The 24,753-nt window shown below is 51.8% G+C and carries 19 protein-coding genes; 7 read left to right on the forward strand and 12 right to left on the reverse strand.

Annotated features, from left to right (window positions below; translation table 11 throughout):
* Positions 1 to 22 precede the first annotated feature (22 nt).
* The 3 genes from hslU to lon are packed head-to-tail and all read right to left on the reverse strand — an operon-like array spanning position 23 to position 5,012.
* The gene (gene hslU, locus Q1A04_RS09080) at positions 23 to 1,417 is read right to left on the reverse strand and encodes an ATP-dependent protease ATPase subunit HslU (protein ID WP_299704295.1); all 1,395 of its coding nucleotides are present in this window, start codon (positions 1,415 to 1,417) and stop codon (positions 23 to 25) included.
* Positions 1,418 to 1,470: 53 nt separating this feature from the next.
* Positions 1,471 to 2,520, reverse strand: a complete 1,050-nt coding sequence (gene porQ, locus Q1A04_RS09085) for a type IX secretion system protein PorQ (RefSeq protein WP_299704298.1) — start codon at positions 2,518 to 2,520, stop codon at positions 1,471 to 1,473.
* Between the two features lie 2 nt (positions 2,521 to 2,522).
* Positions 2,523 to 5,012 carry an endopeptidase La gene (gene lon, locus Q1A04_RS09090; protein WP_299704301.1) on the reverse strand — a complete coding sequence of 830 codons (2,490 nt, stop codon included), beginning with the start codon at positions 5,010 to 5,012 and terminating at the stop codon, positions 2,523 to 2,525.
* Between the two features lie 226 nt (positions 5,013 to 5,238).
* Between lon and Q1A04_RS09095 the strand changes: the two genes are divergently transcribed.
* Together Q1A04_RS09095 and Q1A04_RS09100 are read left to right on the forward strand one after the other, a co-directional pair.
* Positions 5,239 to 7,224: an OmpA family protein gene (locus Q1A04_RS09095; RefSeq protein ID WP_299704304.1), complete on the forward strand. Its 1,986-nt coding sequence runs from the start codon at positions 5,239 to 5,241 to the stop codon at positions 7,222 to 7,224.
* Between the two features lie 18 nt (positions 7,225 to 7,242).
* The gene (locus Q1A04_RS09100) at positions 7,243 to 7,989 is read left to right on the forward strand and encodes a DUF4184 family protein (protein ID WP_299704307.1); all 747 of its coding nucleotides are present in this window, start codon (positions 7,243 to 7,245) and stop codon (positions 7,987 to 7,989) included.
* Here Q1A04_RS09100 and Q1A04_RS09105 read toward each other — a convergent pair.
* Genes Q1A04_RS09105 through Q1A04_RS09125 form a run of 5 tightly spaced genes read right to left on the reverse strand, consistent with a single transcriptional unit; the run spans position 7,986 to position 13,800 of the window.
* Positions 7,986 to 8,480, reverse strand: a complete 495-nt coding sequence (locus Q1A04_RS09105) for a DUF6702 family protein (RefSeq protein WP_299704310.1) — start codon at positions 8,478 to 8,480, stop codon at positions 7,986 to 7,988. The genes Q1A04_RS09100 and Q1A04_RS09105 overlap by 4 nt on opposite strands.
* A 2-nt stretch (positions 8,481 to 8,482) precedes the next feature.
* Complete coding sequence (locus Q1A04_RS09110) at positions 8,483 to 9,733, reverse strand: LysM domain-containing protein (RefSeq protein WP_299704312.1); 1,251 nt, start codon at positions 9,731 to 9,733, stop codon at positions 8,483 to 8,485.
* Between the two features lie 14 nt (positions 9,734 to 9,747).
* Complete coding sequence (gene rseP / locus Q1A04_RS09115; RefSeq protein WP_299704315.1) at positions 9,748 to 11,061, reverse strand: RIP metalloprotease RseP; 1,314 nt, start codon at positions 11,059 to 11,061, stop codon at positions 9,748 to 9,750.
* A gap of 58 nt (positions 11,062 to 11,119) precedes the next feature.
* Positions 11,120 to 12,283: a 1-deoxy-D-xylulose-5-phosphate reductoisomerase gene (locus Q1A04_RS09120; RefSeq protein WP_299704318.1), complete on the reverse strand. Its 1,164-nt coding sequence runs from the start codon at positions 12,281 to 12,283 to the stop codon at positions 11,120 to 11,122.
* Positions 12,283 to 13,800: a GH3 auxin-responsive promoter family protein gene (locus tag Q1A04_RS09125; protein WP_299704320.1), complete on the reverse strand. Its 1,518-nt coding sequence runs from the start codon at positions 13,798 to 13,800 to the stop codon at positions 12,283 to 12,285. The genes Q1A04_RS09120 and Q1A04_RS09125 overlap by 1 nt, the downstream gene beginning before the upstream one ends.
* 168 nt (positions 13,801 to 13,968) lie before the next feature.
* Here Q1A04_RS09125 and Q1A04_RS09130 point away from each other — a divergent pair, with 168 nt between their 5' ends.
* Together Q1A04_RS09130 and Q1A04_RS09135 are read left to right on the forward strand one after the other, a co-directional pair.
* On the forward strand, positions 13,969 to 14,403 hold the full coding sequence (locus tag Q1A04_RS09130; RefSeq protein ID WP_299704323.1) for an OsmC family peroxiredoxin: 435 nt from the start codon (positions 13,969 to 13,971) through the stop codon (positions 14,401 to 14,403).
* Positions 14,404 to 14,464: 61 nt separating this feature from the next.
* Positions 14,465 to 14,968, forward strand: a complete 504-nt coding sequence (locus Q1A04_RS09135) for a hypothetical protein (protein ID WP_299704326.1) — start codon at positions 14,465 to 14,467, stop codon at positions 14,966 to 14,968.
* A 74-nt stretch (positions 14,969 to 15,042) separates the two neighbouring features.
* Here the strand turns inward: Q1A04_RS09135 and dnaA are convergent, their stop codons facing one another.
* From dnaA to Q1A04_RS09155, 4 genes are all read right to left on the reverse strand, one after another.
* Entirely contained in the window at positions 15,043 to 16,467 is a 1,425-nt protein-coding gene (gene dnaA, locus Q1A04_RS09140) for a chromosomal replication initiator protein DnaA (RefSeq protein WP_299704329.1), read from the reverse strand.
* Between the two features lie 105 nt (positions 16,468 to 16,572).
* Entirely contained in the window at positions 16,573 to 17,508 is a 936-nt protein-coding gene (locus Q1A04_RS09145; RefSeq protein ID WP_299704333.1) for a bifunctional UDP-sugar hydrolase/5'-nucleotidase, read from the reverse strand.
* A gap of 13 nt (positions 17,509 to 17,521) precedes the next feature.
* Complete coding sequence (locus Q1A04_RS09150; RefSeq protein WP_299704337.1) at positions 17,522 to 18,277, reverse strand: 5'-nucleotidase; 756 nt, start codon at positions 18,275 to 18,277, stop codon at positions 17,522 to 17,524.
* A 187-nt stretch (positions 18,278 to 18,464) separates the two neighbouring features.
* Positions 18,465 to 19,796 (reverse strand): amidohydrolase, encoded by a 1,332-nt coding sequence (locus tag Q1A04_RS09155; protein ID WP_299704339.1) that lies wholly within the window; start codon positions 19,794 to 19,796, stop codon positions 18,465 to 18,467.
* Between the two features lie 213 nt (positions 19,797 to 20,009).
* Here Q1A04_RS09155 and Q1A04_RS09160 point away from each other — a divergent pair, with 213 nt between their 5' ends.
* The 3 genes from Q1A04_RS09160 (at position 20,010) to scpA (ending at position 24,599) form a co-directional block, all read left to right on the forward strand.
* Positions 20,010 to 21,848 (forward strand): methylmalonyl-CoA mutase family protein, encoded by a 1,839-nt coding sequence (locus Q1A04_RS09160; RefSeq protein ID WP_299704342.1) that lies wholly within the window; start codon positions 20,010 to 20,012, stop codon positions 21,846 to 21,848.
* Complete coding sequence (locus Q1A04_RS09165) at positions 21,832 to 22,302, forward strand: nuclear transport factor 2 family protein (RefSeq protein WP_299704345.1); 471 nt, start codon at positions 21,832 to 21,834, stop codon at positions 22,300 to 22,302. Before Q1A04_RS09160 ends, Q1A04_RS09165 begins: the two co-directional genes overlap by 17 nt.
* Before the next feature lie 152 nt (positions 22,303 to 22,454).
* The gene (scpA, locus tag Q1A04_RS09170; RefSeq protein WP_299704348.1) at positions 22,455 to 24,599 is read left to right on the forward strand and encodes a methylmalonyl-CoA mutase; all 2,145 of its coding nucleotides are present in this window, start codon (positions 22,455 to 22,457) and stop codon (positions 24,597 to 24,599) included.
* The last annotated feature ends 154 nt before the right edge of the window (positions 24,600 to 24,753 follow it).

A 24,753-nucleotide genomic window follows, 5' to 3' on the forward strand; every position in this document is an offset into this window, starting at 1 on the left:
TTAAACTCTCTAACTACTAAACTTAAAGAATATACTGACTCAAATCACGGTTCTTCACCATGTCAGATAGTCTTTCTAATACCATTTCGCGATTTACGACGATATGGGCGTTAGGTCCGATCTTATCTGGCACGTCGAAGAGGATGTCGTTGAGTAAGCGGCTCATCACTGTGTGCAGACGACGGGCTCCGATGTTCTCTACCTCAGAGTTCACTTCGAAGGCAATTGACGCGATCTCATCCAGCGCTTCGTCGGCAAAGCTCAACTCTACATTCTCGGCTGCCAGCAAAGCTACATACTGCTTGGTGAGTGCGTTCTTCGGGAATTTCAGAATCTGGTAGAAGTCGTCTTTGGTCAAGCTCTGGAGTTCTACACGAATTGGGAAACGACCCTGCAACTCAGGTATAAGGTCCGACGGTTTGGCTACGTGGAAAGCACCTGCGGCAATGAACAGGATGTGGTCGGTGTTGATGATGCCATACTTGGTACTAACGGAAGAACCTTCCACAATCGGTAACAGGTCGCGCTGCACACCTTCGCGGCTCACGTCCGGACCACTGCCCTTGCTGCTCGCGCTGGCCACTTTGTCAATCTCGTCAATGAAAATCACACCGGAGTTTTCCGCTTTAAAGATGGCTTCTTCCTTTACTTCATCCATGTCGATGAGCTTGGAAGCTTCTTCTTCGAGCAAAATTTTGCGGGCTTCGGCGATGGTTACTTTGCGCTTCTTCGTCTTCTTGGGCATCATGCCGCTGATCATCTCTTGGATGTTCATCATGGATGCCTCGTCCATACCCGGTCCCATTACGCCCATACCCGGCATAGCGCTTTGCTGAATGCGGATCTCGATCTTACGGTCTTCCAATTCGCCGTTTCGGATTTTCTCTCTGAATTTCTCGCGGGTGCGCTCGTTTAACTCGTAGTCATTGTCGGGCATGGAATTTGGCTCGGAAGTACTGGAGAAGCTTGGCGTGGCGCGGCCACCTTGTATTGGCGGAATTAGCGCATCTAGGATAATGTCTTCCACTGCCTCAGCTGCTTTCTGCTTCACTTCCTCCTTCTTCTTGGTCTTCACCATGTTCACGGATTGCTCCACGAGGTCGCGCACCATGCTTTCCACGTCGCGGCCCACGTAACCCACTTCTGTAAACTTAGAAGCCTCCACTTTGGTGAAAGGCGCATCGGCGATTTTGGCCAGACGGCGGGCAATCTCGGTTTTACCCACGCCAGTCGCGCCAATCATCAGAATATTGTTGGGTATGATATCGTGGCGAATGCTTTCGTCGGCGTTCATGCGGCGCCAGCGGTTGCGCAGCGCAATGGCCACGTTGCGTTTGGCGTCTTTTTGCCCGATGATATATTTATCCAGCTCTTCTACAATCTGGGCTGGTGTCAAATGCTCAATTGAATCTAACATTTCGATAGTTTAAATTTAAAATCCGGCAGCTGGCCATACAGACCAAAGCTGCCTTATTCTTTACTTTTACGTTTCAGGAACGTGCCTGTGTCGGTGCTGAGCGTGATATAATGCGTGCCGCCCGACGGGTGAAAAAATGCGCTCGCGTAGTTCAGTTCAAAAGCCCTTACCCGCAGCATGGCTCCCACGGAGAAACCGGCCCCACCAGCATTGCTGTCGAGCCGAAGCTCTTTGCGTCGCAAATGGTTATACCCGGCCCGCACCTGAAAGTTGTTACTGAATATGAACTCTGTGCCCACCACAAAGTGCCGGGCTATCTTGTCGCCTAGTTTCTTCTCTTCCTGTATCTCATTGCCGTTTGCATCAAGTCGCCCCGATGTGTTGGGGTCTAGGTATACAACGTCAAACTGGTACAGGTGGTGTGCGGTCAGCGACAAACGTACCGGCATGTGCGCTGGCTTGTAGCTCGCCCCCAGCTGGGCGTCAAACGGCATGGCCTGCCGATCTGCCCCCGCAAAGGTGCGTACCTGATAGCCGATATTCTTAAAAGCCAATCCCACACTCAGATCATGCTCAGGGTGCTGAAAAGCGCCACCCACATCGGCAAGTAAGCCCACTGCCTTATCGCCTGCCATACTCGAGACAGCCAGCTTCGCGGTAGCACCTATTGTAAACGCCTCCGCCTGCCGCGCATGGCTCAGGTTCAAGATATAGTCGTTGACGGAAAAGCTGCCCTCTTCCATACCTGTCGGGTCACGCTGCACGAAGTCGCCGTAGTTCAGGTAGTTCAGACTAGCAGCCCAGCGGCCATACTTCCTCGTGTTGAAAGCATATGCCAGATTGCTTTGCCTGATATCAGCTAGATAACCAACATAGGTTAGGGAAAGTTGTCGGTCCATGGCTTCGTTCAGCAAAGCGGGGTTAGAACCCACCATGTTCACATCATGCCCCGGCGCACTCACATTCACGCCCCCCAGCGCCGCCACCCGTGCATTGTTGGGCAGCTTTAAAAAAGGAAACCCGCGCTGCCCTCCTACCTGCGCCTGCACCATGAGCGGCAAGCTCAGGAACACAGCAAGAAAAAGGGCAGTGACCAGTCTCATTACTAGATATTCATTCCTTTGACATCCTCTGTAATAGACAGATTCAGCGGGTGTTTTACCTTCTGCTTCAGCAAGGCGATCTGAACCACATCATCCACACGGTCCACATAGTGGATGTGCAGGCCTTTGATGTACTGCTCCGGTATTTCACTGATGTCTTTGCGGTTCTTCTGGCATAGGATAATATCGGATATACCGGCACGCTTGGCAGCTAGAATCTTCTCCTTTATACCTCCCACTGGCAACACCTTGCCACGCAGGGTAATCTCGCCTGTCATAGCCAGACGGGACTTTACTTTGCGCTGCGTAAACACAGACGCGATGGACGTAAAAATGGCTATACCTGCCGAAGGACCGTCTTTTGGCACGGCACCCTCCGGAAAGTGAATGTGCAGGTCGTACTGCTCAAATATGCGGTAGTCGATGTCCAGCAACTCGGCGTGGGCACGCAGGTAAGAGAGCGCCGTCATAGCCGACTCCTTCATCACATCGCCCAACTGACCCGACAAAGTAAGTTTCCCTTTGCCTTTGCTCAGGATAGACTCAATAAACAATATATCGCCGCCCACCGAGGTCCAAGCTAAGCCAGTTACCACACCAGCCGTGTCGATGTCCTGATAGATCTCTTTGTCGAAGGTTTCCGGACCGAGGATTCTCACCACGTCCTCCGGTTTGATGGCCGGCGTATACTTTTCCTCCATCGCCTTTTGTTTGGCCGTGTTGCGGATAACCTGCCCGATCTTGCGCTCCAGACTACGCACCCCTGATTCACGGGTATAATCTTCGATCACTTTCTGGATGGTGGCTTTCGACATTTTTACGTCTTCTTCTTCCAGTCCATGCTCTTTCACCTGCTTCGGCACCAAGTGGCGCTTCGCGATTTCGGTCTTCTCTTCCATGGTATAACCAGTCAATTCAATGATCTCCATACGGTCGCGCAGGGCGGGCTGAATGGTATCCAGTGAGTTGGCCGTTGCAATGAAGAGCACCTTTGAGAGGTCATATTCCACGTCCAGATAGTTGTCCATGAAGGTGTGGTTCTGCTCCGGATCCAGCACCTCCAGCAAAGCCGAAGACGGGTCGCCACGGAAGTCGGAGGCCAGTTTATCAATCTCATCGAGGATGATAACGGGGTTTGAGGAGCCCACTTTTTTGATCTGGCTGATGATCTTGCCCGGCATGGCGCCCACATAGGTACGGCGATGCCCACGAATCTCGGCTTCGTCGCGCACGCCACCCAGTGACATTCTGACATATTTGCGACCCAAAGCAGTGGCAATTGAACGGCCCAGTGAGGTTTTACCTACGCCCGGAGGTCCGTACAAGCACAGAATCGGCGCTTTCATGTCCTTTTTCAGCTTGAGCACGGCAAGGTACTCGATGATGCGCTCCTTTACCTTCTCCAGACCGTAGTGGTCGGCGTCCAGTATTTTTTTGGTGCGCTTCAGGTTGAAATTATCTTTGGTCGTAGCGTCCCACGGTAAATCCAGTATAAATTCCAAGTAGTTTACCGCCACCGGATACTCAGCTGCCTGCGGGTTAAGGCGGGCCAGTCGCTCAATTTCTTTGTTAAAATGCTTGGCAATCTGCTCTGGCCATTTCTTTTTCATGGCACGCTCGCGGAATCGCTCGATCTCCTGATCGGGTCCTTCCTGCCCCAACTCATCCTGCAGCACCTTAATCTGCTGCCGCAAAAAGTAGTCGCGCTGCTGTTGGTCGATGTCGGTGTGCACCTTCGTATGGATCTCCTGCTTGAGCTCCAGCAACTGGATCTCGCGCAGCATGATCTCGAGTAGTTGCGTGCCGCGGTCCACACCGTCGTTCACTTCCAGAAGCTTCTGTTTCTGAGCCACATCCACGTTCAGGTTGCTCGACAAGAAGTGTGTCAGGAAACTCGGGCTGTCTATATTGTCAAGGGCGACTTGCGCCTCTTGCGGAATCTCGGGATTAAGTTTGAGCATTTTGGCAGCCGCGTCTTTCAGCGAGTGCACCAAGGCTTTTACCTCTTTGCTTTTTTTGTTCGGGAAGGTGTCTTTGCAGTAGCTCACCGTGGCCGACAGATAGGGGTCTTCTTGCGTAACCTCCTCTATTTTGAAACGGCTCTGGCCCTGAATGATAATGGTTGTGTTGCCATCGGGCAGCACCAGCATTTTCAGGATTTTGGCCATGGTGCCGATCCCGTACAGGTCTTCGGCGGTAGGGTCGTCGCTATTGGTATTGCGCTGTGCCACCACCCCGATGATCTTGTCCCCTTTGTGGGCTTTGCGCACTAGTCGCACCGATTTTTTGCGGCTGACGGTTATCGGTAGTACCACCCCCGGGAACAGTACAGTATTGCGCACCGCCAGCAACGGTAGTTCGGCCGGCATGTCCTCCGGCAGCATTTCTTCGTCAGGGTCAGTTGTTATCACCGGAATTAGGTCGTCGTTGTCATCAATCGACATGTTTCCGAGCATCAGGTTGTCCAAAAATTTCTTCAGTGTATAGTTCATAGGTTGTATCAGTGCCAAATTGACATAAAGATAGCGGAATTTTCCCTTTATGCCTGCGGGGTGTACTATGGTCAAGAGCTATGCCAAGAGCGTTCAGGCACTCAAATTGTCGTATTCATGATACTGGCCAAGCTTGAACTTAAAATATAAGGGATAATTAATAAATCGTTTCAGAACATAGGTTAAAAAATAATATCTTTGGTTTCAGGTAACACATTCTGTACCGATGAAACAACTTAATGCCCCTGTTTTACTCTTGCTTCTTTTCCTGACCCCGCTCCTTTCTCTGGGCCAGTTGAAGCACGTACCCCTGCAGGAAGGTCCTGATGCGAAGGTGAAGAAAACGGCCCCGAGCCAAGCGATGCACTTGGACTTCCCGAACCTGAACAGAATCGCCTATTACAAAGACTCTAAAAAGCTGTCGGAGATACAGCGTCTGGAAAGGCGCAAGCAATACGGACAGGCTCTTCCCCTACTCGAGCGCTACGTGCGCAGCTTCGGCATACAGAACTTCTACAAAGACACTAACCTGCTGTGGCGCCTCGGCCAGCTTTATGAGCGACAGGGTATGATGGCCCAAGCCATGGAGGTATACCGCCTCGTGCTCAAGCACCACCGCACCGACGTTCGCCAAGTGCAGTCTTACTACGACTCGCTTGAGCAAAATACCAAAGACTATTATGTGCCACTAAGTTACTACTACGAGCTAGTGGAGTACCGCAAGTCTATCTCAACTTACAAACCACCTCGTGGCGTGTATCTGAACATGGGCAATGGCATCAACTCGCCTTATGAAGACTATGGCCCAACACTGAGCGGCGACAACAACACGCTGATATTTACCTCGAAGCGCACGTTCCAAGGTATAGAGAGCAAGCCGAACGAAGACCTTTACTACTCGCACAACAACAACGGCTACTGGTCCGAGGCGCAATCTTTCGGAAAGCCAATCAACAGCATTTTTAACGAGGGCTCCGCTACTTTGAGCAAAGACGGTAAAACCCTGTATTTCGCCCGTTGCGAATCTCCTGACGGTTACGGCAACTGCGACATCTACAAAGCCACGATGCAGCCAGATGGTACATGGCATGAAATCCAGAACCTCGGACCTAACGTGAACAGCTCCGCTTGGGACTCACAGCCTACCCTGTCGCCAAATGAGGACACGCTCTACTTCGCGTCGGATCGTTTGGGAGGCTTTGGTCTGTCAGATATTTACTATACCCATAAATTGAAAAACGGCCAGTGGGCTCCGGCACAGAACATGGGTCCGGTGATCAACACCCGCCAAAGTGAGGTGAGCCCTTTCTTCCACCCGAAATACAAGGTGCTTTATTTCAGTTCACGCGGCCAGTTGTTCAACTTCGGTGATTTCGATATTTACAAAACTTACCATGTGGGCGGCCGCTGGCAGGAGCCACTCAACATTGGGCCGCTGGTAAATGGCCGGGGCAGCGAGTACTACTTCACCATCGATTCGCAGTCGAAGAACCTTTACTATGCCCGCTCCGAAGAGAGCGACATCAAGAACCTTGAACTTTACTCGTTCCCGCTGCCCATGGAGGCTCACCCTTTGGCCGTTACAAAAGTGGAAGGTGTGTTAGTCGATTCTGTTTCCAACAAACCGCTTTCGGGCATCATCTCCATCATCGACCTTGACAATGGGATTGAGATATCCTCGAAATACATCCGCCCGGACGGCTCCTTCGCCTTTAACCTGATCGACAACTCAAGGTATATGATGATCATTCAGAGTCCGGATTTCTTTACGATAGAGCGGGAACTGGCCTTGAAACAGGACACATCTTTTCAGATTATGACCACAGTGATCGACCACAACATCCCGATTGTGTTTAAGAACATCGAGTTTGAGCCAAATGAGTCAATTATAACGGAAGATATGCACCAGATCTTAGACGAGGTGGCCTATTTTCTGGTAGAAAACCCCTCATTCCGACTCGAAATAGCCGGCCATACCGACAGCGCCGGCGACCCCGAGTTCAACCAGATCCTTTCCAAGGACCGGGCTGATGCCATTATGCAATACATACAGAGCAAGGTCAGGATCGAAGAGGGACGCATAGATGCCTATGGCTATGGCAGCAGCAAACCGCTTAGACAAGAGCGGAACGAAGAAGACCGCCGCATTAACCGTCGCGTAGAGTTCAGATTAATAAAACCGGTATTGCAGGGACGAGGTATAGGAAATTAAATTCTATACCTTTACCCTATGCCTTTTACTGCCGCGCATCCCGCTGCCATACTTCCATTGCTCAGGCACAGTCGCTGGTTTTCGGCCACCGGGCTCGTAGCGGGTAGCATTGCGCCAGATTTCCAATACTTCTTACTCCTCCCGATCTTCAAGCACAGCGGACATACCTTGGAGGGCTTGCTGTTCTTCAACCTTCCCGTAGCGTTTGTGCTGGCAACCGTATTTCATTTGTTGGTGAGGCGGCCAGTCGTAGCTCATTTGCCTGTCTGGCTAAAGTGTAGGGCGCTGGTGGTACCGGAACTAAATTGGGTGGCTTATCTGCGCAAAAGGTGGTTTGTGTTTGCCGTGTCAGTCTTAATCGGTGCTGCCACCCACATTTTCTGGGATGGCTTTACACATTACTCGGGCTATTTTGTGCAGAAATGGCCTGTGCTGAACAGCACGGTTCATCTAATGGGTTGGAAAATCGCACTTAGTCGTATCATCCAGCACACAAGCACTGTGGTGGGCGGCCTCCTGATTCTGATTTATACATGGCGGCAACCCACGGTGGCCATACCTGTGCGAGTGCCAGCATCTCGCAAGTTTTTCTTTTGGGCAGGTATAGCGGTAGCCGGAATTGGCTTTATGATGTTTGCCCTCACGACCAGCGCCTTTATGCGCTCTATGATGGGCGTAGTAGTATTGTTCCTGACAGGGGCAATGATTGCCACAGTGGCACTGAGCACCTTATTCCAAGTCAGTTGGCTGCGTCAACAGTCCTAGAAACTCATCTTGCGAGTGCCGTCGCTTTTCTGAAACAGGTTACTACTGATCTTCCCTTTGTAGTCGAGGTTCACGATGTTCATCTGGTCGTTGAAGAGTTCCTGCAGCACCACGTTGCGTACATACAAGTGTGTAAGCTCTTTGGTTTGTAAAGGCACTTCAAAGTACACCCACACCACATCGGCCTCTTGCTCAGACCCTACGAAGGTATGGCGCAGTGTTTTGCCTTTCTCTAGTTCAAAAGAGATACCTGCCCCAATGTACTCCTGCACCCATTGCTGCACCTGTGGCGATTGGCTGTATGTTACCTTGGTTTTGTTACGGCGCGAGAGTGCATTTTCCAGATCATCCATAAACACCTTCACCGCTACTTCCAAGCTTTGCGTGCGCGGGTTATATTTGGCATCGGTAATGCTGGCGTGGTAATCGTGGGCGTGGGCAAACAGGCTCACAAACGTGAGTACCAATGCTAATAAGGCGGTTCGAAACATGTTTATTTCTGGGCTTGCGGCAGGTCAGAGAGTACGCGCTTGGCCATGTTCGGCATGTTGTCGCTTACGATGCGCTGCACGTCGTTCATGTTGGACTGGTAAGGCACTCTCACCTTGTTGCCCGATACGAGCTCTCCTTTGCTGTTATAGATCGAGTAGTGAACCAGAAAATCACGCTCGTAGTTCCAGCTAGCGCGATCGAGGCAGTTCTCGTAGTTGGTCTTCACCTCAAACTGGTTGATGAACACATAGTAGTCGATGCCATACTGCCCGTTGAAGTGCGAGAAGAACTTCGGGTCCTTCACCTTCACGCCGAAGTGCTTGTTCTCGTCCTGCGCTACCGGCACGGTGGCAGGCTGTCCACCTCTAATGTTGAGGTCGTCTTTTTTGCGTTTCACCCACTCCAGCGCATTTTCACGCTCTTTGGCTTTTACCACAGGCTGGTGGTTGTAGCGTGACTGTTTGTTGTCTTGGTAGCCGTAGCTCAGTGATTTGTAGAGTGTGCTCAGTTCACTCACACTGTCGCGGTACACACCGCCGAGCAAGTTGATGGTCTCGTAGCCTTCCGGCGCCAGCATGGCATTTAGTCTGCCTCTGAACACATGGCGCACGTTCTGGCGCGGGATCTTGGAGTGACGCGCTATCTCGTCATCGGCATCGGAGAAGTACAGGTATGGGTCGAAAGGCACTACTAGGATGCGTTGCTTTTGCTTGCTCTCCAGTGTAGGCAGCGTAGAGGCTGAGGCGGAAGTACTTTCCTGCGTGCGGGCCGGGCCAGTGCCCATGGCGGTAGCCGGTTTAGCTGCAGGGGCTGGTTTCGCAGCAGGAGTTGCAGTTGGAGTTTGTGCTGGCTGAGCGGCAGGCTTGGCAGCAGGAGCCGGTGCTGTAGTTGCAGTAGCCTTAGGTGCTGACGCTGGCGTAGCAGCGGCAGCTGGTTTAGCGGCTGTTACCGGTGGTGTGACGGACTTGGCGGCAAGCGTTTTGGCTTTTGCGTTGCGATTGGTCAGATAGAGCGTCTGTCCCATATTCAACTGGGTGCCGTTCCACTTCTGCAGCGAATCCAATGGAATATTAAAGCGGCGTGACAGGCTGTAATAGGTGTCGCCTTGCTGCACAAGGTATGTGCTATCGGCAGCGGCACTCTGTGCAGGTATAGAAAAAGCCGACGCTACGGGTGTAGCACCGGCTTCATTAAATGCAAAAAAAACACAAAAGGCAGCTATTGCCAGAACATACTTCACGATGGCTTTCATAAAGGAATCTTTGGTTAGAAGATTATCTTGAATACATCGTTAAATATAGCAAAAGCCATTAAGCCCAACAATAAAACCATACCCACTTTTTGGGCGTTTTCTAAAAAATTATCCGACGGCTTGCGACCGCTGATCATTTCGTATGTTAAAAATACAACATGGCCGCCGTCCAGTGCCGGAATAGGCAGGAAGTTCATAAAGGCCAGCACCATCGACAGCATGCCCGTAATCGACCAGAATTTATACCAGTTAAACGTGTCGCCGAAGATCTGCGCAATACCAATCGGGCCGCTCAGCGACTTGGAGGCAGACACCTCTCCACGGAAGATCTTGCCGAAGCCTTTCAGGTTGGCCGTGATTACACCAAACGCCTGGTTAGTACCCAACGGAATGGATTCGCCCAAGCTATAGTCGCGGGTAGCGTACTCTACAAGTGGCTTCTGATAGAAGCCCAGCGTGCCATCCTCGTTCACGGTGGCCTTAAGCGTCACGGGTTTGCTGCTGCGCTCCACTTCTATCGTTACGGGCTTGCCGGCATACTTCTGCATGGCAGCTTGGAACTCGCTGAAGAATTGGGTGCTTTCTCCGTTAACCGTTTTGATGTAGTCACCGGGTTGCAGACCAGCCTTTGAAGCCGTGCTGTTCGGAGCCACCTCACCTACCACGAACGGTACCCGCGGCTGCACAAAGAACATGCGCTCCTTGTTGTCGGCCATACGATCCATGAAATCGGCAGGTATAGGAATCTTCACTTGCTCACCGTTGCGCTCTATCGTGTAATAAGAATCACGGCCAAGGAGCATATCCATGGAATACACATCGTCGAATTTCTCCAGTGGCTTGCCGTTCAGGGCCACAATCTTGTCGCCTGTCTGGAAGCCGATGTCCTGCCCGATCTCGTTTGGCTGCACACCATACTTCACTTCGCTGGCAGGCAGATAGCTTTCGCCGTAATAGTAGTTCAAGGCGATAAAGATCACAATACCTGTGATCACGTTCACGATAATACCGCCCATCATTACGATGAGCCGCTGCCAAGCCGGCTTGGCTCTAAATTCATAAGGCTCAGGTTCTTGCTTCAGCGCCTCTGTGTCCAGCGACTCATCCACCATACCTGTTATCTTCACGAAACCACCCAGTGGAATGGCGCCCAGCATGTACTCTGTTTCGCCTATCTTCTTACTAAACACTTTTGGCGGGAACCCGATCGCGTACTTCTCTACACGCATGCCAAACCATTTGGCAGTCAACATGTGTCCCAGCTCGTGCAATCCAACTAGTATTGTCAGGCCCAAAAGGAGCTGGCCCACCATTATTAAAATATCCATTTAATTGAAATAATTTTAGAATCGATGATCGTGACAAAAGATTAACACCTGATAGCGGCTACTGGAGGCTCAGCTTGTTAGCTACCTCTGCCGCGTAAGAGCGTGTCTCTCTGTCTGTTGTAACATAGTCTTCGTAAGAAGGATTCGCAATATACGCAACTTTTGCCATACTGCCCTCGATGATGTCGGACATCTCTAAGAAGCCAACCTCCTCGCGTAGGAAGGCCGCCACCGCTATTTCGTTGGCCGCGTTCAAAATGCAAGGCATGTTGCCGCCGCGCTCCATGGCATCAAAAGCCAGCTGCAGGTTGCGGAAAGTCTCTAAGTCCGGCTTCTCGAAAGTGAGTTGCGGGTAGTCCATAAAGTTGAAGCGCGGAAAGTCGTTCTTGAGTCGGTTGGGGAAGCCTAGCGCATACTGGATCGGCAGTTTCATGTCTGGCAGACCAAGCTGCGCCTTGATGGAACCGTCCTCGAACTGCACCAACGAGTGGATGATGGACTGCGGATGCACCACGACTTCAATCTGATCGTTTTTTAGTCCGAAAAGCCACTTCGCCTCGATCACCTCCAAGCCTTTGTTCATCAGTGAGGCCGAGTCGATGGTGATTTTGGCGCCCATCTCCCAGTTCGGGTGCTTGAGTGCCTGCGCTCTGGTTACTTTGCTCAGTTCGTCGGCTTTGCGGCCTCTGAATGGCCCACCTGAAGCGGTGAGGATGATCTTCTCGATCGGGTTGTGAAACTCTCCTGCAAGGCACTGAAAAATAGCACTGTGCTCAGAGTCAACCGGGTAGATGTTCACGCCTTGCTGACGGGCCAGATCGGTGATCAGCTGACCGGCCACCACCAAAGTTTCTTTGTTGGCGAGCGCGATCTCCTTGCCGGCTTTGATGGCGCGGATGGTTGGCTGCAAACCGGCATAGCCTACCATGGCAGTAAGCACCATGTCGACTGTGCCCATTTCCACCACCGAGTTAAGGGCGTTGGCTCCAGCGTATACCTTGATATCCTCGTGCTGCAGGGCGTCGCGCACCTGCTCGTACAGGTCCTCGTTTGCAATTACGACAGCGTTTGGCTTAAATGCCAGCGCCTGCGCTACGAGTAGGTCAGCGTTGTTGTTGGCCGTGATGACCTCCAGTTCAAAACTTTCAGGGTTGGCCCCGATCACTTCCAAGGCCTGTGTGCCGATGGAGCCTGTCGAGCCAAGTATGGCAATTCGTTTCATTAGTTACTTTTAGTAGTAAGGGCGCCCGCCGACTGTATCAGGCCTTCGGCCAGATTGCGGTCGTTGCTTAGGCGCGGCACTTTGTTCTGCCCTCCGAGTTTGCCCTGCGACTTCATGTAGTGGCGGAACGTCCCCTGTGGCAGCGCCCTGATCTTCAAATCAGCCAGAATATGGCCTGTAATCAGGTCGTCGTAATATGTGTTCAGCTGCTGCAGATGCGTATTCAGCTGTTTTTCAAAAGTCTCTTGGTTGGCCGGCGGTATAGAAAACTCCACCAGCCACTCGTGGTAAGACTTCCCTTTGTCCTGACTTACATAAGGGGCTACCGTAAACTCCACCAATTCCACCATCGGGTAGCTTTGCATGGTGCGCTGCATGGCCTTCTCCACCTCCTCGCCTATCACGTGCTCTCCAAAAGCAGAGATAAAGTGCTTAATACGTCCGCTCACGATCAGCTTGTAAGGCTTCACGGAAGTGAACTTCACGGTATCGCCGATGGAGTAAGCCCAAAGGCCGGCATTGCTGCTGACTACCAGTGCGTAATTCACACCCGGTTCCACTTCGCCAATGGTGAGGCGGGTCGGGTTTTCGTTGAAATACTCGTCTGTGGGTATAAACTCAAAAAAGATTCCGGAGTTCAGCAACAGCAAAAGCCCCTTGTCGTGCTGCTCGTTCTGGAAAGCAAAAAAACCCTCCGAAGCCGGAAATGTTTCGATAGAGTCAATCTCCTTGCCTATGGACTCGAACAGTTTTTTGCGGTAAGGCTCAAAATTCACGCCACCATACACAAACAGCGAGAAATTCGGGAAAATATCTTTGATCTGCTTGCCCGTCTGCTGCATTAGCTTGTCGAAGTACATCTGCACCCACGGCGGTATACCTGATATAAGCGTCATGTTCTGATCGATCGTCTCCTCAATCACCTGATCGAGTTTGGTTTCCCAGTCCTCGATGCAGTTGGTTTCGTAGCTCGGCAATTGGTTGGTGCGCAGGTAACCCGGCACGTGGTGGTTCACGATGCCCGACAAGCGACCAGTGTTAATGCCACCCACCTGCTCCAGCACCGGACTGCCTGACAAAAAAATCAGCTTCCCATCCAGAAATTTCGAGTTGCCGGTTTCGTGTATGTAGGTCAGCAAGGCGTCTTTGGCCCCGTTAATGTGGTTGGGTATAGAGTCTTTGGTGATGGGAATATACTTGGTGCCGGAAGTGGTACCCGACGTTTTGGCCAAGTAAAGTGGTTTTCCGGGCCAGAGGATATCCTGCTCGCCTTCTTTTACGCGGTTGAAGTAGCTGGCAAGCCCCTCGTAGTCGCGCACGGGCACGGCTTTTACGAAGTCGGCGTGCGTCTTTATCTTAGAAAAGCCGTGCTCACGGCCAAAGACAGTCTGCTGGGCTCCTGCGATGATTTTCTCAAAAACAGCCTTTTGTGCCTCTACCGGGTTTTGTATCCAAGACTGGTGTTTTTTATGCACGTAAGCTGCAAGCGGCTTACTGAGCCATGCTTTCACACCCATAAGATTCTGCGTTTTTAGGGAGGTAAATATAGCCAGATAAACGGGCAAACCTATAACCATTCGCCATGTTTTGCCAGTTTTAGACGTCTTTGTGCTAACAAAAATCCACTTCTGGCAGTTTATAGCTACTGTATCTTTCTCAAAACGAAACTATTAAAATACACTTCTATGAAAAAAAGTACAGCAAAAGCCCAATGGAACAAAGGTCTCAAAAACGGCAATGGAGAAGTAGCGTCCGGCAGGGGCCACTTTAAGGCAAATTATACCTATGCCTCCCGTTTCGGCGACGACACCTCGGCCACCAACCCAGAAGAGCTGATTGGTGCCGCCAATGCCGGATGTTTCTCGATGTTTCTGAGCGCACTGCTCGAAAAGGCTAACTATGAACCTGAGACAGTACAGACAACCGCAACCGTGCACTTGGGTGAAAAAGACGGCGGACCGCATGTCATGAAAATCGAACTGGACACAGAAGTAAGTGTGGCAGGTATAGAGGAGGATGAGTTCCAGAGACTGGCGCAGGAGGCCAAAGAAAAATGCCCGATATCAAAAGCGTTGGGAGCCGTACCGGAGATCACATTGACTGCCAAACTAAAAAAATAAATTTGCTATATTGCAGCTTGCACATGAACTGTGCTCGTTTGTTTCACTATAACATCCTTATATGCCTACTGCCGGTAATGCAAGATCGTCACTCTTTGTACAGCTAAGCCCGTCGCGCAATGCCAAGCTCTCGTTCACAGTGCAACTGGTGCTTACCCTTTTCTGGCTGGCTTGGGCCACCATGCTCCTCTTAACCGAGAACCCGACCGACGACCAGAATTACCTGTACTACATCTTCTTTGGGTTGGCAGTGGTTTTTTTGGGTTACGTCATTTTGCAGAACACTTCCGTGTTTGGCATTCAGTCCTACATAGAAGTGACGCCGGAGTACATTGTGCAGAAAAACGGTGTGTTTCGTTCCAAAATGATAACAGCTATACCTGATATCGAAGCGGTTCACATTTCGCCGATGGCCTTGCGCATTACACAGCGCGATGGCAATAAGGTATACCTCGACTTAAAGCAGATCCGCAAAAAGCGTGACATCGAAAAAATAAAGTCCCGGATTCGCGAATTGGCAGAGGTTCATAATTTCGAAGTGACGGAGGCCAACATTCCCACCTAATCCGCCAAAAGACTAGAAAAGAGAAGGCCATACCTGCAGGTATGGCCTTCTCTTTTTATCGGACAGGTATAGACTTACCCCGCCTTTGATTTGAATTTCTTCTGAAGTTCTTGAATGCTCACTTTGAACTTCTTGTCCGTGTCAATCAGGTCCGAAACGGTTTGCACGGAGTGGATAACGGTACTGTGGTCACGGCCGCCAAAGTGGTAACCGATCGACTTAAGCGAATGGCTGGTGAACTCCTTGGCGAAGTACATGGCCACCTGACGCGCCGTCACAATCTCTTTTTTACGGGTCTTCGCCTTCAGCGAGTCAAGGCTCACTTGGAAGTACTCGGCCACCGTTTTCTGGATGAAGTCGAGGTTCACCTCAGTCTCTACATCCTCAATAATATGCTTCAGGGCCTGCTTGGCAAGCTCCAGATCAATTTCTTTTCTGTTCAGCGAGGACTGTGCGATCAGTGAAATCAGCACGCCTTCGAGTTCACGCACGTTGGTATCCACGCTGTAGGCCAGATACTCTACTACGTTGTCAGGTATATCGATCCCGTCGCCCTGCATCTTTTTCTGGATGATGGCCATACGCGTTTCGAAGTCCGGGCTCTGCAGGTCGGCGGTTAGGCCCCACTTAAAGCGGGACAACAGACGCTCCTCCAAGCCTTTGAGGTCGCGCGGCGGACAGTCAGAGGTCATCACGATCTGTTTGCCGGACTGGTGCAAGTGGTTGAAGATGTGGAAGAACATTTCCTGCGTCTTCTCCTTGCCGCTCAGGAACTGCACGTCGTCAATGATGAGGATGTCCACCAACAGATAGAAGTTGGCGAAGTCCTGCACGTTGTTGGTCTTGAGCGACTCGATGAACTGGTTCACGAATTTCTCGGAAGACACATACAGCACAAACTTATCAGGGTTGCTGTTTTTGATATGGTTACCGATGGCCTGCACGAGGTGTGTTTTACCCAGTCCCACGCCGCCATAGACCATCAGCGGGTTAAAGGAAGTCGTGCCCGGCTTGTTGGCCACGGCATACCCAGCCGAACGCGCCAGACGGTTACAGTCTCCCTCAATGTAGTTGTCAAAGGTATAAGCTCCGTTCAGCTGCGAGTTCAGGAAGTTGCGGTCGATGGTCTTCGACTCGAACGGGCTCTTGATGAAGTTTTGCTCTGGCCGGTAAGAGTTAACAACTGCCTGCGGTATTTTCTTGGTTGGGATGTTGACCGTCTGCGGCTTGTTGGACTCATTGCCACGGTCCACGATGATGGAGTACTCCAGGCGCCCCTCGCTACCCAGTTCCTGATAAATTACTTTCTTAAGAAGCCCCACATAGTGCTCCTCCAGCCACTCATAAAAGAATTGGCTAGGCACTTGTATGGTGAGCACGTTGTCGCGCAGGGACAAAGGCTTGATCGGTTCGAACCAAGTTTTAAAGCTCTGTTCTCCAATATTTTCCTTTATTACCTGTAGACAGTTACTCCATACTGTTGAACAGTCTTTTATCATCCAATTTTCCAAAACACACTAAGATTCGTTTGGTGAAACAAACCTCTCCTTGACGGCGGGGGGTTACAAATTTGGTTAAATTATTCTAAACAAAAAATTATTTATTCACGATGTTAATACAGGGTTATCCACAGCCAAAACAGCGGTCCTTGTATCGGTTCTTCGCTTTGATTTTCTGTTGAATGTGAAGTCTATCCGTCCTAAAAACAGACCCGACCAGCCCACTTGGTTGATCATGGTTTCGTGGCCGTTTTCGTGGCGCAGCACTTCCGGTTTCTCCATGAAGGTATGGGTATGGCCACCCAAAATCAGGTCAAGCCCGCTGACCTGCGTTGCCAGTTTGCGGTCGTCTATTTTTTCGGTGTCGTAGCTGTAGCCGAGGTGCGAGAGACAGATTACCAGATCGCATTTCTCTTTCTCGCGCAGGGCTACTACCATTTCACGGGCTTTCTCCACGGGGTCTAGGTATACGGTTTCGCCGTACATGTTCTTGCTCACCAAGCCATCCAGCTCTATACCTAAACCGAATACACCTACCCGTATACCTTGCTTTTCGAACACCTTGTAAGGCTGAAAACGGCCTTTCAAGATGGTGTTGGAGAAGTCATAGTTGGCAATCAGGAAAGGGAAGCCAGCCAAAGGTAGTTGTTTCTGCAGACCTTCCAACCCGATATCGAAGTCGTGGTTACCGAGCGTGGCGGCATCGTATTTCATCTTGGTCATGAGTTTGTACTCGAGCTCGCCCTCAAAGAAATTAAAGTAGGGCGTTCCCTGCCAGATGTCTCCGGAGTCAAGCAACAGCACATTAGACTCCTGCTGCCGGATGCGCTCGATGAGCGTGGCACGACGGGCCATGCCGCCCATGCCGCCATACTTGCGGCCATCGTCCGGGAAGGGGTCGATGCGGGAGTGCTGATCGTTGGTGTGCAGAATGGTCAGTTTGATGCCATCGCGTGCGGCCTCTGCCGAAAAGGGCAGGCCCAGCATGCTGATACCTGCCGCCCCAAGGGCCGTGTGCTTCAGAAAGTCTCTTCTCTTCATGGTCAGGTTTGGCTTATTGGATAACAGTTACACGCTTTTCGGCTGGGGCAGTCACCTGCTTGCCGGATGCCGTGAGTTGCTGTATGTGCTGGTGAATGGCGTCGCGGAGCAAGAGGCCCAGCTTTTCGTACTTCAGCGGGTTCTTAAGCATGACAAGGTTATCACCGCCGCCAGCCAGGTAGTCCGACGTGACCAAGGTATAGGTCCTGTTTGGGTCATAGGCTTGGCCTTTGATCTTAATATCCTGTGCTTTGCCATTTGCCACGGTATAAGTTGTGTTGCCAAGGTAAATGATCTTGCGGGCAGCGGCATCGTCGAACAGTTGCTGGACGGCCTCTCCGCTTAGGGTGAGCACCACCATTTCGTTCTCGAAAGGCATCAACTCAAAAATGTGGCCAGTGGTGATGTTTCCTTGGGGCAGCGGCACCCGCAGTCCACCTTCCGTTGTCACCGACAAGTCAATGGGCTTGCCATAAATTGGTTCGCTTTGGGTGAGTTGCAGGTCCACGACAAAGTTACCCAGCGGCGATTCGTAATCACCCTTGCCTAGAGCCACGGGTGCTGTTCCCACTACTTCCGACATTTTCACGGTCACTTCCTCGCGGTATGGGGCCACCAGCGCCTCTACGGCCGGGTCGGCTACTATATTTTTGTCAACGGCTACGTCCGTCTCGTCCAAATTGGCTGAGGGCTCCAAAGGCCGCTGGCAGGCGGCCAGCGTTAAGGCCAAGGCCAGTCCGGAGATGTATTTTAAAAAAGGGCGCTTCATGGGGTGCTGCTGTAATTATCCCCAAAGTTATCAACATTGCGGGGCTCGGGCAAGACTGCTACCAATATAAAATTCTGTATCACTGTCTAGAGTTTGGCTACCTCCTGCTGACCAATAACATCCAAAACGTACTATATTTAGAATTGATAATAAGCAAATTAGTCTAAACAGCCATCAAATCACATTTCTATTTTTTTCCTTTCCCCGCCATATAATCCAGCGTGAGGCTCGTCAGCGTTTTTATACCTGTTCGCATACTACTCTCGTCGATAAAAAAAACGGGCGTGTGGTGGGCCGGGGCGGTTTTCGGGTCCTGTCCTTTGGGCATTCCGCCTATGAACAGAAACAGTCCCGGTATCTTCTGTTGGTAGAAAGCGAAATCCTCGGCAATAGTAACCGGCTTCATCTGTACCACCTTGTCACGGCCGGCGGCGGCTTGTAGGGTAGGCAGCATGCGTTCGGTAAGAGCAACATCATTAAAGGTAACGGGGGCCATACGCTGGAAGCTTACTTCAGCGACCGCACCGCCACTCTCTGCTATTTTGGTGGCAGTCAGTTCTATCTTTTCATGGATCTGGTCCTGCATCTCGGGGCTGAAGGCGCGGATCGTGCCTTCAATCAGCACCTCCTCCGGTATGATATTGTTGCGCACACCGCCCTGTATCATGCCAATACTTACCACGGCCGGGTCTTCCGTCAGCTGCACCTGCCTGCTCACAATGGTCTGCAGACCCGTCACAATCTGCGCTGATACGGTAATCGGGTCCACGCCATCCCACGGATTAGCTCCGTGCACTTGTTTGCCTTTTACTTTGATGCGAAAAACATCGGCGCTGGCCATAATACCACCTGCTCTGTACAGTACCTGCCCCACTTCCGCCTGTGAGTTCATGTGCAGCCCGAAGATCACCTCTGGTTTCGGCCCTTTGTCGAGCACGCCTTCTTTAATCATCAAGCTGGCACCTCCTTCCTCTCCTGCAGGCGCTCCTTCTTCGGAGGGCTGAAAGATAAACTTCACCGTACCCGGCAATTCGTTTTTCATACTGGCCAGAATCTCCGCCGTGGCCATCAGCATGGCAGTGTGGGCATCGTGGCCGCAGGCGTGCATCACCCCTACTTCCTGCCCGTTGAACGTGGTGCGCACTTTGGAGGCAAAAGGCACGTCGACCCGCTCGGTCACTGGTAGGGCGTCCATGTCGGCACGCAGCGCCACTACCGGACCGGGCTTCCCACCTTTCAAAATACCCACTACCCCGGTATGCGCTATACCTGTCTGCACTTCTATACCCAAGGATTTTAGGTGTTGAGCTACCTTTTCGGCCGTTCTTTTCTCGCGGTTTGCCAGTTCGGGATGTTGGTGAAAATCACGTCGCCACTCGATCACTTTCGGCTCTAGCTTGTCGACCATGGCATGGGCGCGGGAAACCAGCTTGTTTTGCTGTGCAGCGGCTGGCAAGGCGAGTGCCAGCATGAGGCCAACAATCGAGGTTTTTATCGTCAAGGTATAGGCGCTTTTCATATCAGTATCTCAATTAGCATTTACTAAGCTAACAATTTTATGTGAAAGCGTATGACTTGTGCAGGGGCCGGACAGCTGAAATCGAAATTTCATTATACCGCCACAGGGCTGTTCGCGTAAAAAAAAGCTGCGTCATCTTAGCGCTATACCTCTCCCTGTTTTCATAAGCTGATAGAGAAAGTATATATTTACAGGAAATAACACCCATATACGATGACTGACGAGCAGAAGCTATTTTCAGAATTCAAGCCGGCTGCGGCAACCGATTGGGCGGAACGCACACAGAAAGACCTGCGTGAAACTCCTCTCGAGAGCCTATCTTGGCAAACCTATGAAGGCATTACGATCAAGCCCTACTATACCCGCGAAGACATTCAGCACCTGCCCTTTGCGCACCAGAAACTTGGCGACTTCCCTTTTCTGCGCGGCAACGCCGGTAGCGACAACAACTGGCAAAACATACAGAAAATAAAAGCTTTAGGCAATGGCAGACCAGCTATCGACAAAGCAGCTGATGCCCTGAGCAGAGGCGCCGACGGCATTCACTTTATGGTGGAGGATCCGCAGGCTTTTGACATCGCCTACCTTGCCGAGAGCGTTGACCTTACGTTACAGACTGTCAGCTATACCTTGAGCGGTGATCCGGCCGATTTCCTAAAAGGACTCTATACCTTGCTTTCAAAGCAGAACATCTCGCACCGCAACTTGAAGGGCTTCGTGAACTATGACCCCATGTCAGGAAAAGGCAAGCTGAGTGATGACGAAAACAAGACCATCACCAAAGTGCTCGACCTGACCAAAGACAGCGCTGATTTCTATGGCGTAACAGTCTGCGGCACTAACTTCAGCAGCATTGGCGCTTCGCTCACGCAGGAAGTGGCCTATACCTTGAGTGCAGCCGTGGCCTATACCGATCGCCTCACCACAGCCGGTGAGCCTCTGGAATCGGTGCTGCGCAACATGCAGTTCTGCATGGGGGCCGGCACCAATTACTTTTTCGAGATAGCCAAACTGCGCACTTTGCGCCTGTTGTGGGCAGCCGTGGTAGAGGCCTACCAAGCCGAACCGGCGCTGGCAGCTAAACTGCGCATCCACAGCACCACTTCCAGCTGGTACCAGACCACCCTCGACCCTTACGTGAACATGCTCCGCGTGACCACAGAGGCCATGTCGGCAGTCCTTTCGGGTGCTGATTCGCTCACGGTTCTGCCTTTCGACAGCACCTTCAAGGATTCAGACGAGTTCTCAGAGCGCATCGCCCGCAATGTGTCCATCATCTTGAAAGAGGAATCATACCTTGACAAAGCCGTGGACCCTGCGGCTGGTTCCTATTACCTCGAGTCACTTACCAACGAACTAGCTACCAAAGCATGGGAGCTGTTCAAAGAAGTGGAAGCACAGGGAGGCTTCGAGGCCGCTTACGAAAACGGTTTCATTCTGGGGTCTATCACTGAAGTGAGCCGCCAGAAGTTCCGCGATATTGCCACGGGCCGCATAGTACTGGTAGGCACCAACAAATATCCGAACCCGAAAGAAAAGATCGAATTCGACCCAGAGGAACTGATCCAACGCGCCGAATTTGACACAACACGCGCCGCTTACCCAACGGAGGTGATGCGCATGGCCACTGAACTGCACCTGCGCAAGCGCAAGCGCCGTCCGCGGGTTGTTATCGCCGTGATCGGGCAGGCCGCCAAGCGCCACATCAACGCTTCCTTTGCAAAAGAGTTCTTCAGCTGCGCCGGTTTTGAAACAGATCTGCAGCAGTACGACGACGTAGAGACTGCCGCCGACCGCTTGCTGCATGCAGCCGCCGAGGTAGTGGTGGTTTCTACTTCTGAGGCAACTTATGCCCGTGAGTTCGGACCTAAAATACGCCTGCACGAATCCAAGCCGACGATCATCATGGCCGATGATCCGCAGCATATGAAAGAGGACTTAGTAGCCAATGGCTATGATGAATTCATCTTCGAAGACTGCGATATGTCTACCATACTCGAACTGGTGCAGAAACGTCTGGAGCGGGAAGAAAACAATGGCGGTAAGCATTAGAAGCCGTGTGCTATACCTGCTAGCGGGCATATTGCTGCTTGCTGCAACAGCCTTTACATTCAGAAACAACGAACAAGTACTGATGAACGACGCGATTACCGAAGTAAAACAGGCCCTCGACGGGCAAGTAGCCGCTTGGAACAAAGGCGAACTGGAGAAGGCCATGGACTTTTACTGGGAGTCGCCGGACATGCTCTGGATTAGCCGCAATGGCACCGAAAAAGGCTGGAAGGAAGTGTTGGAGATGTTCCAGACCGACTTCACCGACCGCAGCAAGATGGGCGAGTATACCTACGAGCCTTTGCACATCGAGCAGGTAGGTCCGGAGGCCGTGTATTATGTGTACCGCTGGAAGATCGACCTGCAGGGCAAAAAGCTGATGGGCGGCGTATCGTCACAGCTCTGGAAAAAGGTAGACGGCCGCTGGGTCATCACCTCCGAGCACGCGAGTTAATTATTAAATTTTGAATGAGTGAATGAGTGAATATTTTCTCAAAATACACTCTTTTACTCACTCTGAACCATAAACAAAAAAAGCATTTTGAGGAGCGAATAAATGGGAAACCTATTCACTCATTCGCCCAATCAATCATTCACTCATTAGAAATGAAACCTGACTTTTCGAACATAGACATCAACAAGGTCGCTTCGGCGGAGCACGGGCCCAAAGATCCGTTGCAGCCGAAGGGCTGGAAGACGGCTGAGCAGATTCCGCTGAAAAGCTACTATACCTCGGAGGACGTGAAAAACTTCGAGCACATGGACTTTGGCGCTGGTCTGCCGCCCTATCTGCGTGGACCTTACAGCACCATGTATGTGCAGAAGCCGTGGACCATCCGCCAGTATGCCGGTTTTTCTACGGCTGAAGAATCCAACGCTTTCTACCGTCGCAACTTGGCGGGCGGTCAGAAGGGTCTCTCCGTAGCCTTCGACTTGGCCACGCACCGCGGCTACGACTCCGACCATCCGAGGGTGGTGGGCGACGTGGGCAAGGCAGGTGTAGCCATCGACTCCGTGGAGGACATGAAGATCCTCTTCGACCAGATCCCGCTCAACGAGATGTCGGTGTCCATGACCATGAATGGGGCCGTGCTACCGATCATGGCCTTTTACATTGTTGCCGCCGAAGAGCAGGGCGTGACGCCGGAGCAATTGAGCGGCACCATCCAGAACGACATCCTGAAGGAGTTCATGGTGCGCAACACCTACATCTACCCGCCGGAGCCGAGCATGAAGATTATTGCGGATATCTTTGAGTATACCTCCCAGAACATGCCGCGCTTCAACTCCATTTCCATTTCTGGTTACCACATGCAGGAAGCCGGAGCCACTGCAGACATAGAACTGGCCTATACCTTGGCCGACGGTTTGGAGTATGTGCGCACCGGTCTGAAAGCAGGTATGGACATCGACGTGTTTGCGCCGCGCCTTTCTTTCTTCTGGGCCATTGGCATGAACCACTTCATGGAGATCGCCAAAATGCGTGCCGCCCGTATGCTATGGGCGAAACTTATCCACCAGTTCAACCCGAAAAACCCGAAATCGCTGGCCTTGCGCACGCACTGCCAAACTTCCGGCTGGAGCTTAACGGAGCAGGACCCGTTCAACAACGTGACCCGCACCTGCGTGGAAGCACTAGCCGCTGCCTTAGGTGGTACCCAAAGCTTGCATACCAACGCTCTCGATGAGGCCATCGCGCTGCCAACTGATTTCTCGGCCCGCATTGCCCGTAACACACAAATATACCTGCAGCAGGAAACGAACATCAACAAAGTGGTAGATCCGTGGGGAGGTTCTTATTATGTGGAGGCCCTCACACACGAGATAGCGCACAAAGCGTGGGAACTGATTCAGGAAGTGGAAGAACTCGGCGGCATGGCCAAAGCCATCGAGACCGGTCTGCCGAAAATGCGCATCGAGGAAGCCGCTGCCCGCAAGCAAGCCCGTATCGACTCCGGCAAGGACGTGATCGTGGGTGTGAACAAATACCGCCCAGACCAGATTCAGGAAATTGACATCCTCGACATCGACAACACGGCCGTGCGCGAGTCGCAGCTCCGCAGACTGGCACAGGTAAAAGACCTCCGCGACAACATAGCAGTGGAAGAGGCGCTTAGTGCCTTGACAAAAGCCGCTGAGTCCGGTGACGGCAACTTGCTGGAACTGGCCGTGAACGCCGCTCGCCACCGTGCTACATTGGGTGAGATTTCTGACGCATTAGAAAAAATTTACGGAAGACACAAAGCTGTGATACGATCCATATCAGGCATTTACTCTGCCGAGCTCTCCGACGACGAGAACTTCGAGCGGGCTAAAGTACTGGCAGACCAGTTCGAGGAGCTGGAAGGCCGTCGACCACGCATCATGGTCGCCAAAATGGGGCAGGATGGTCACGACCGCGGCTCCAAAGTAATCGCCACCTCCTTCGCCGATCTCGGCTTCGACGTGGACATTGGCCCATTGTTCCAGACCCCAGCCGAAGTAGCCATGCAAGCTGCCGAAAACGACGTGCACGTCGTGGGCGTATCCTCGCTGGCAGCCGGCCACAAAACGCTGGTGCCGCAACTGATCGAAGAGCTCCGCAAGCTGGACCGCGATGACATTATGGTGATCGTAGGCGGTGTTATACCTGCTCAAGACTACGACTTCCTGTTCAAAGCAGGGGCTACGGGGGTGTTTGGCCCGGGTACCATTATCTCGGTAGCCGCTCAGAATATTTTGGAGCAGTTGATCAGGAGAATAGAGGAGTAGATTCTAGTTAAGAATTAAGAGTTAGAAGCTGCAGTTGACTTTGGTTGGCTGCAGCTTTTGTATTTTTAAGTGAGGGTGATCTTTTAGACACACGGCCTCTCCTGTAGGGTATACAGCCTAACTGTACTTTGCCATAGCCCTTTTTAAGCCGTAC

Source organism: uncultured Pontibacter sp., from assembly GCF_947499215.1.
Classification (GTDB): Bacteria; Bacteroidota; Bacteroidia; order Cytophagales; family Hymenobacteraceae; genus Pontibacter.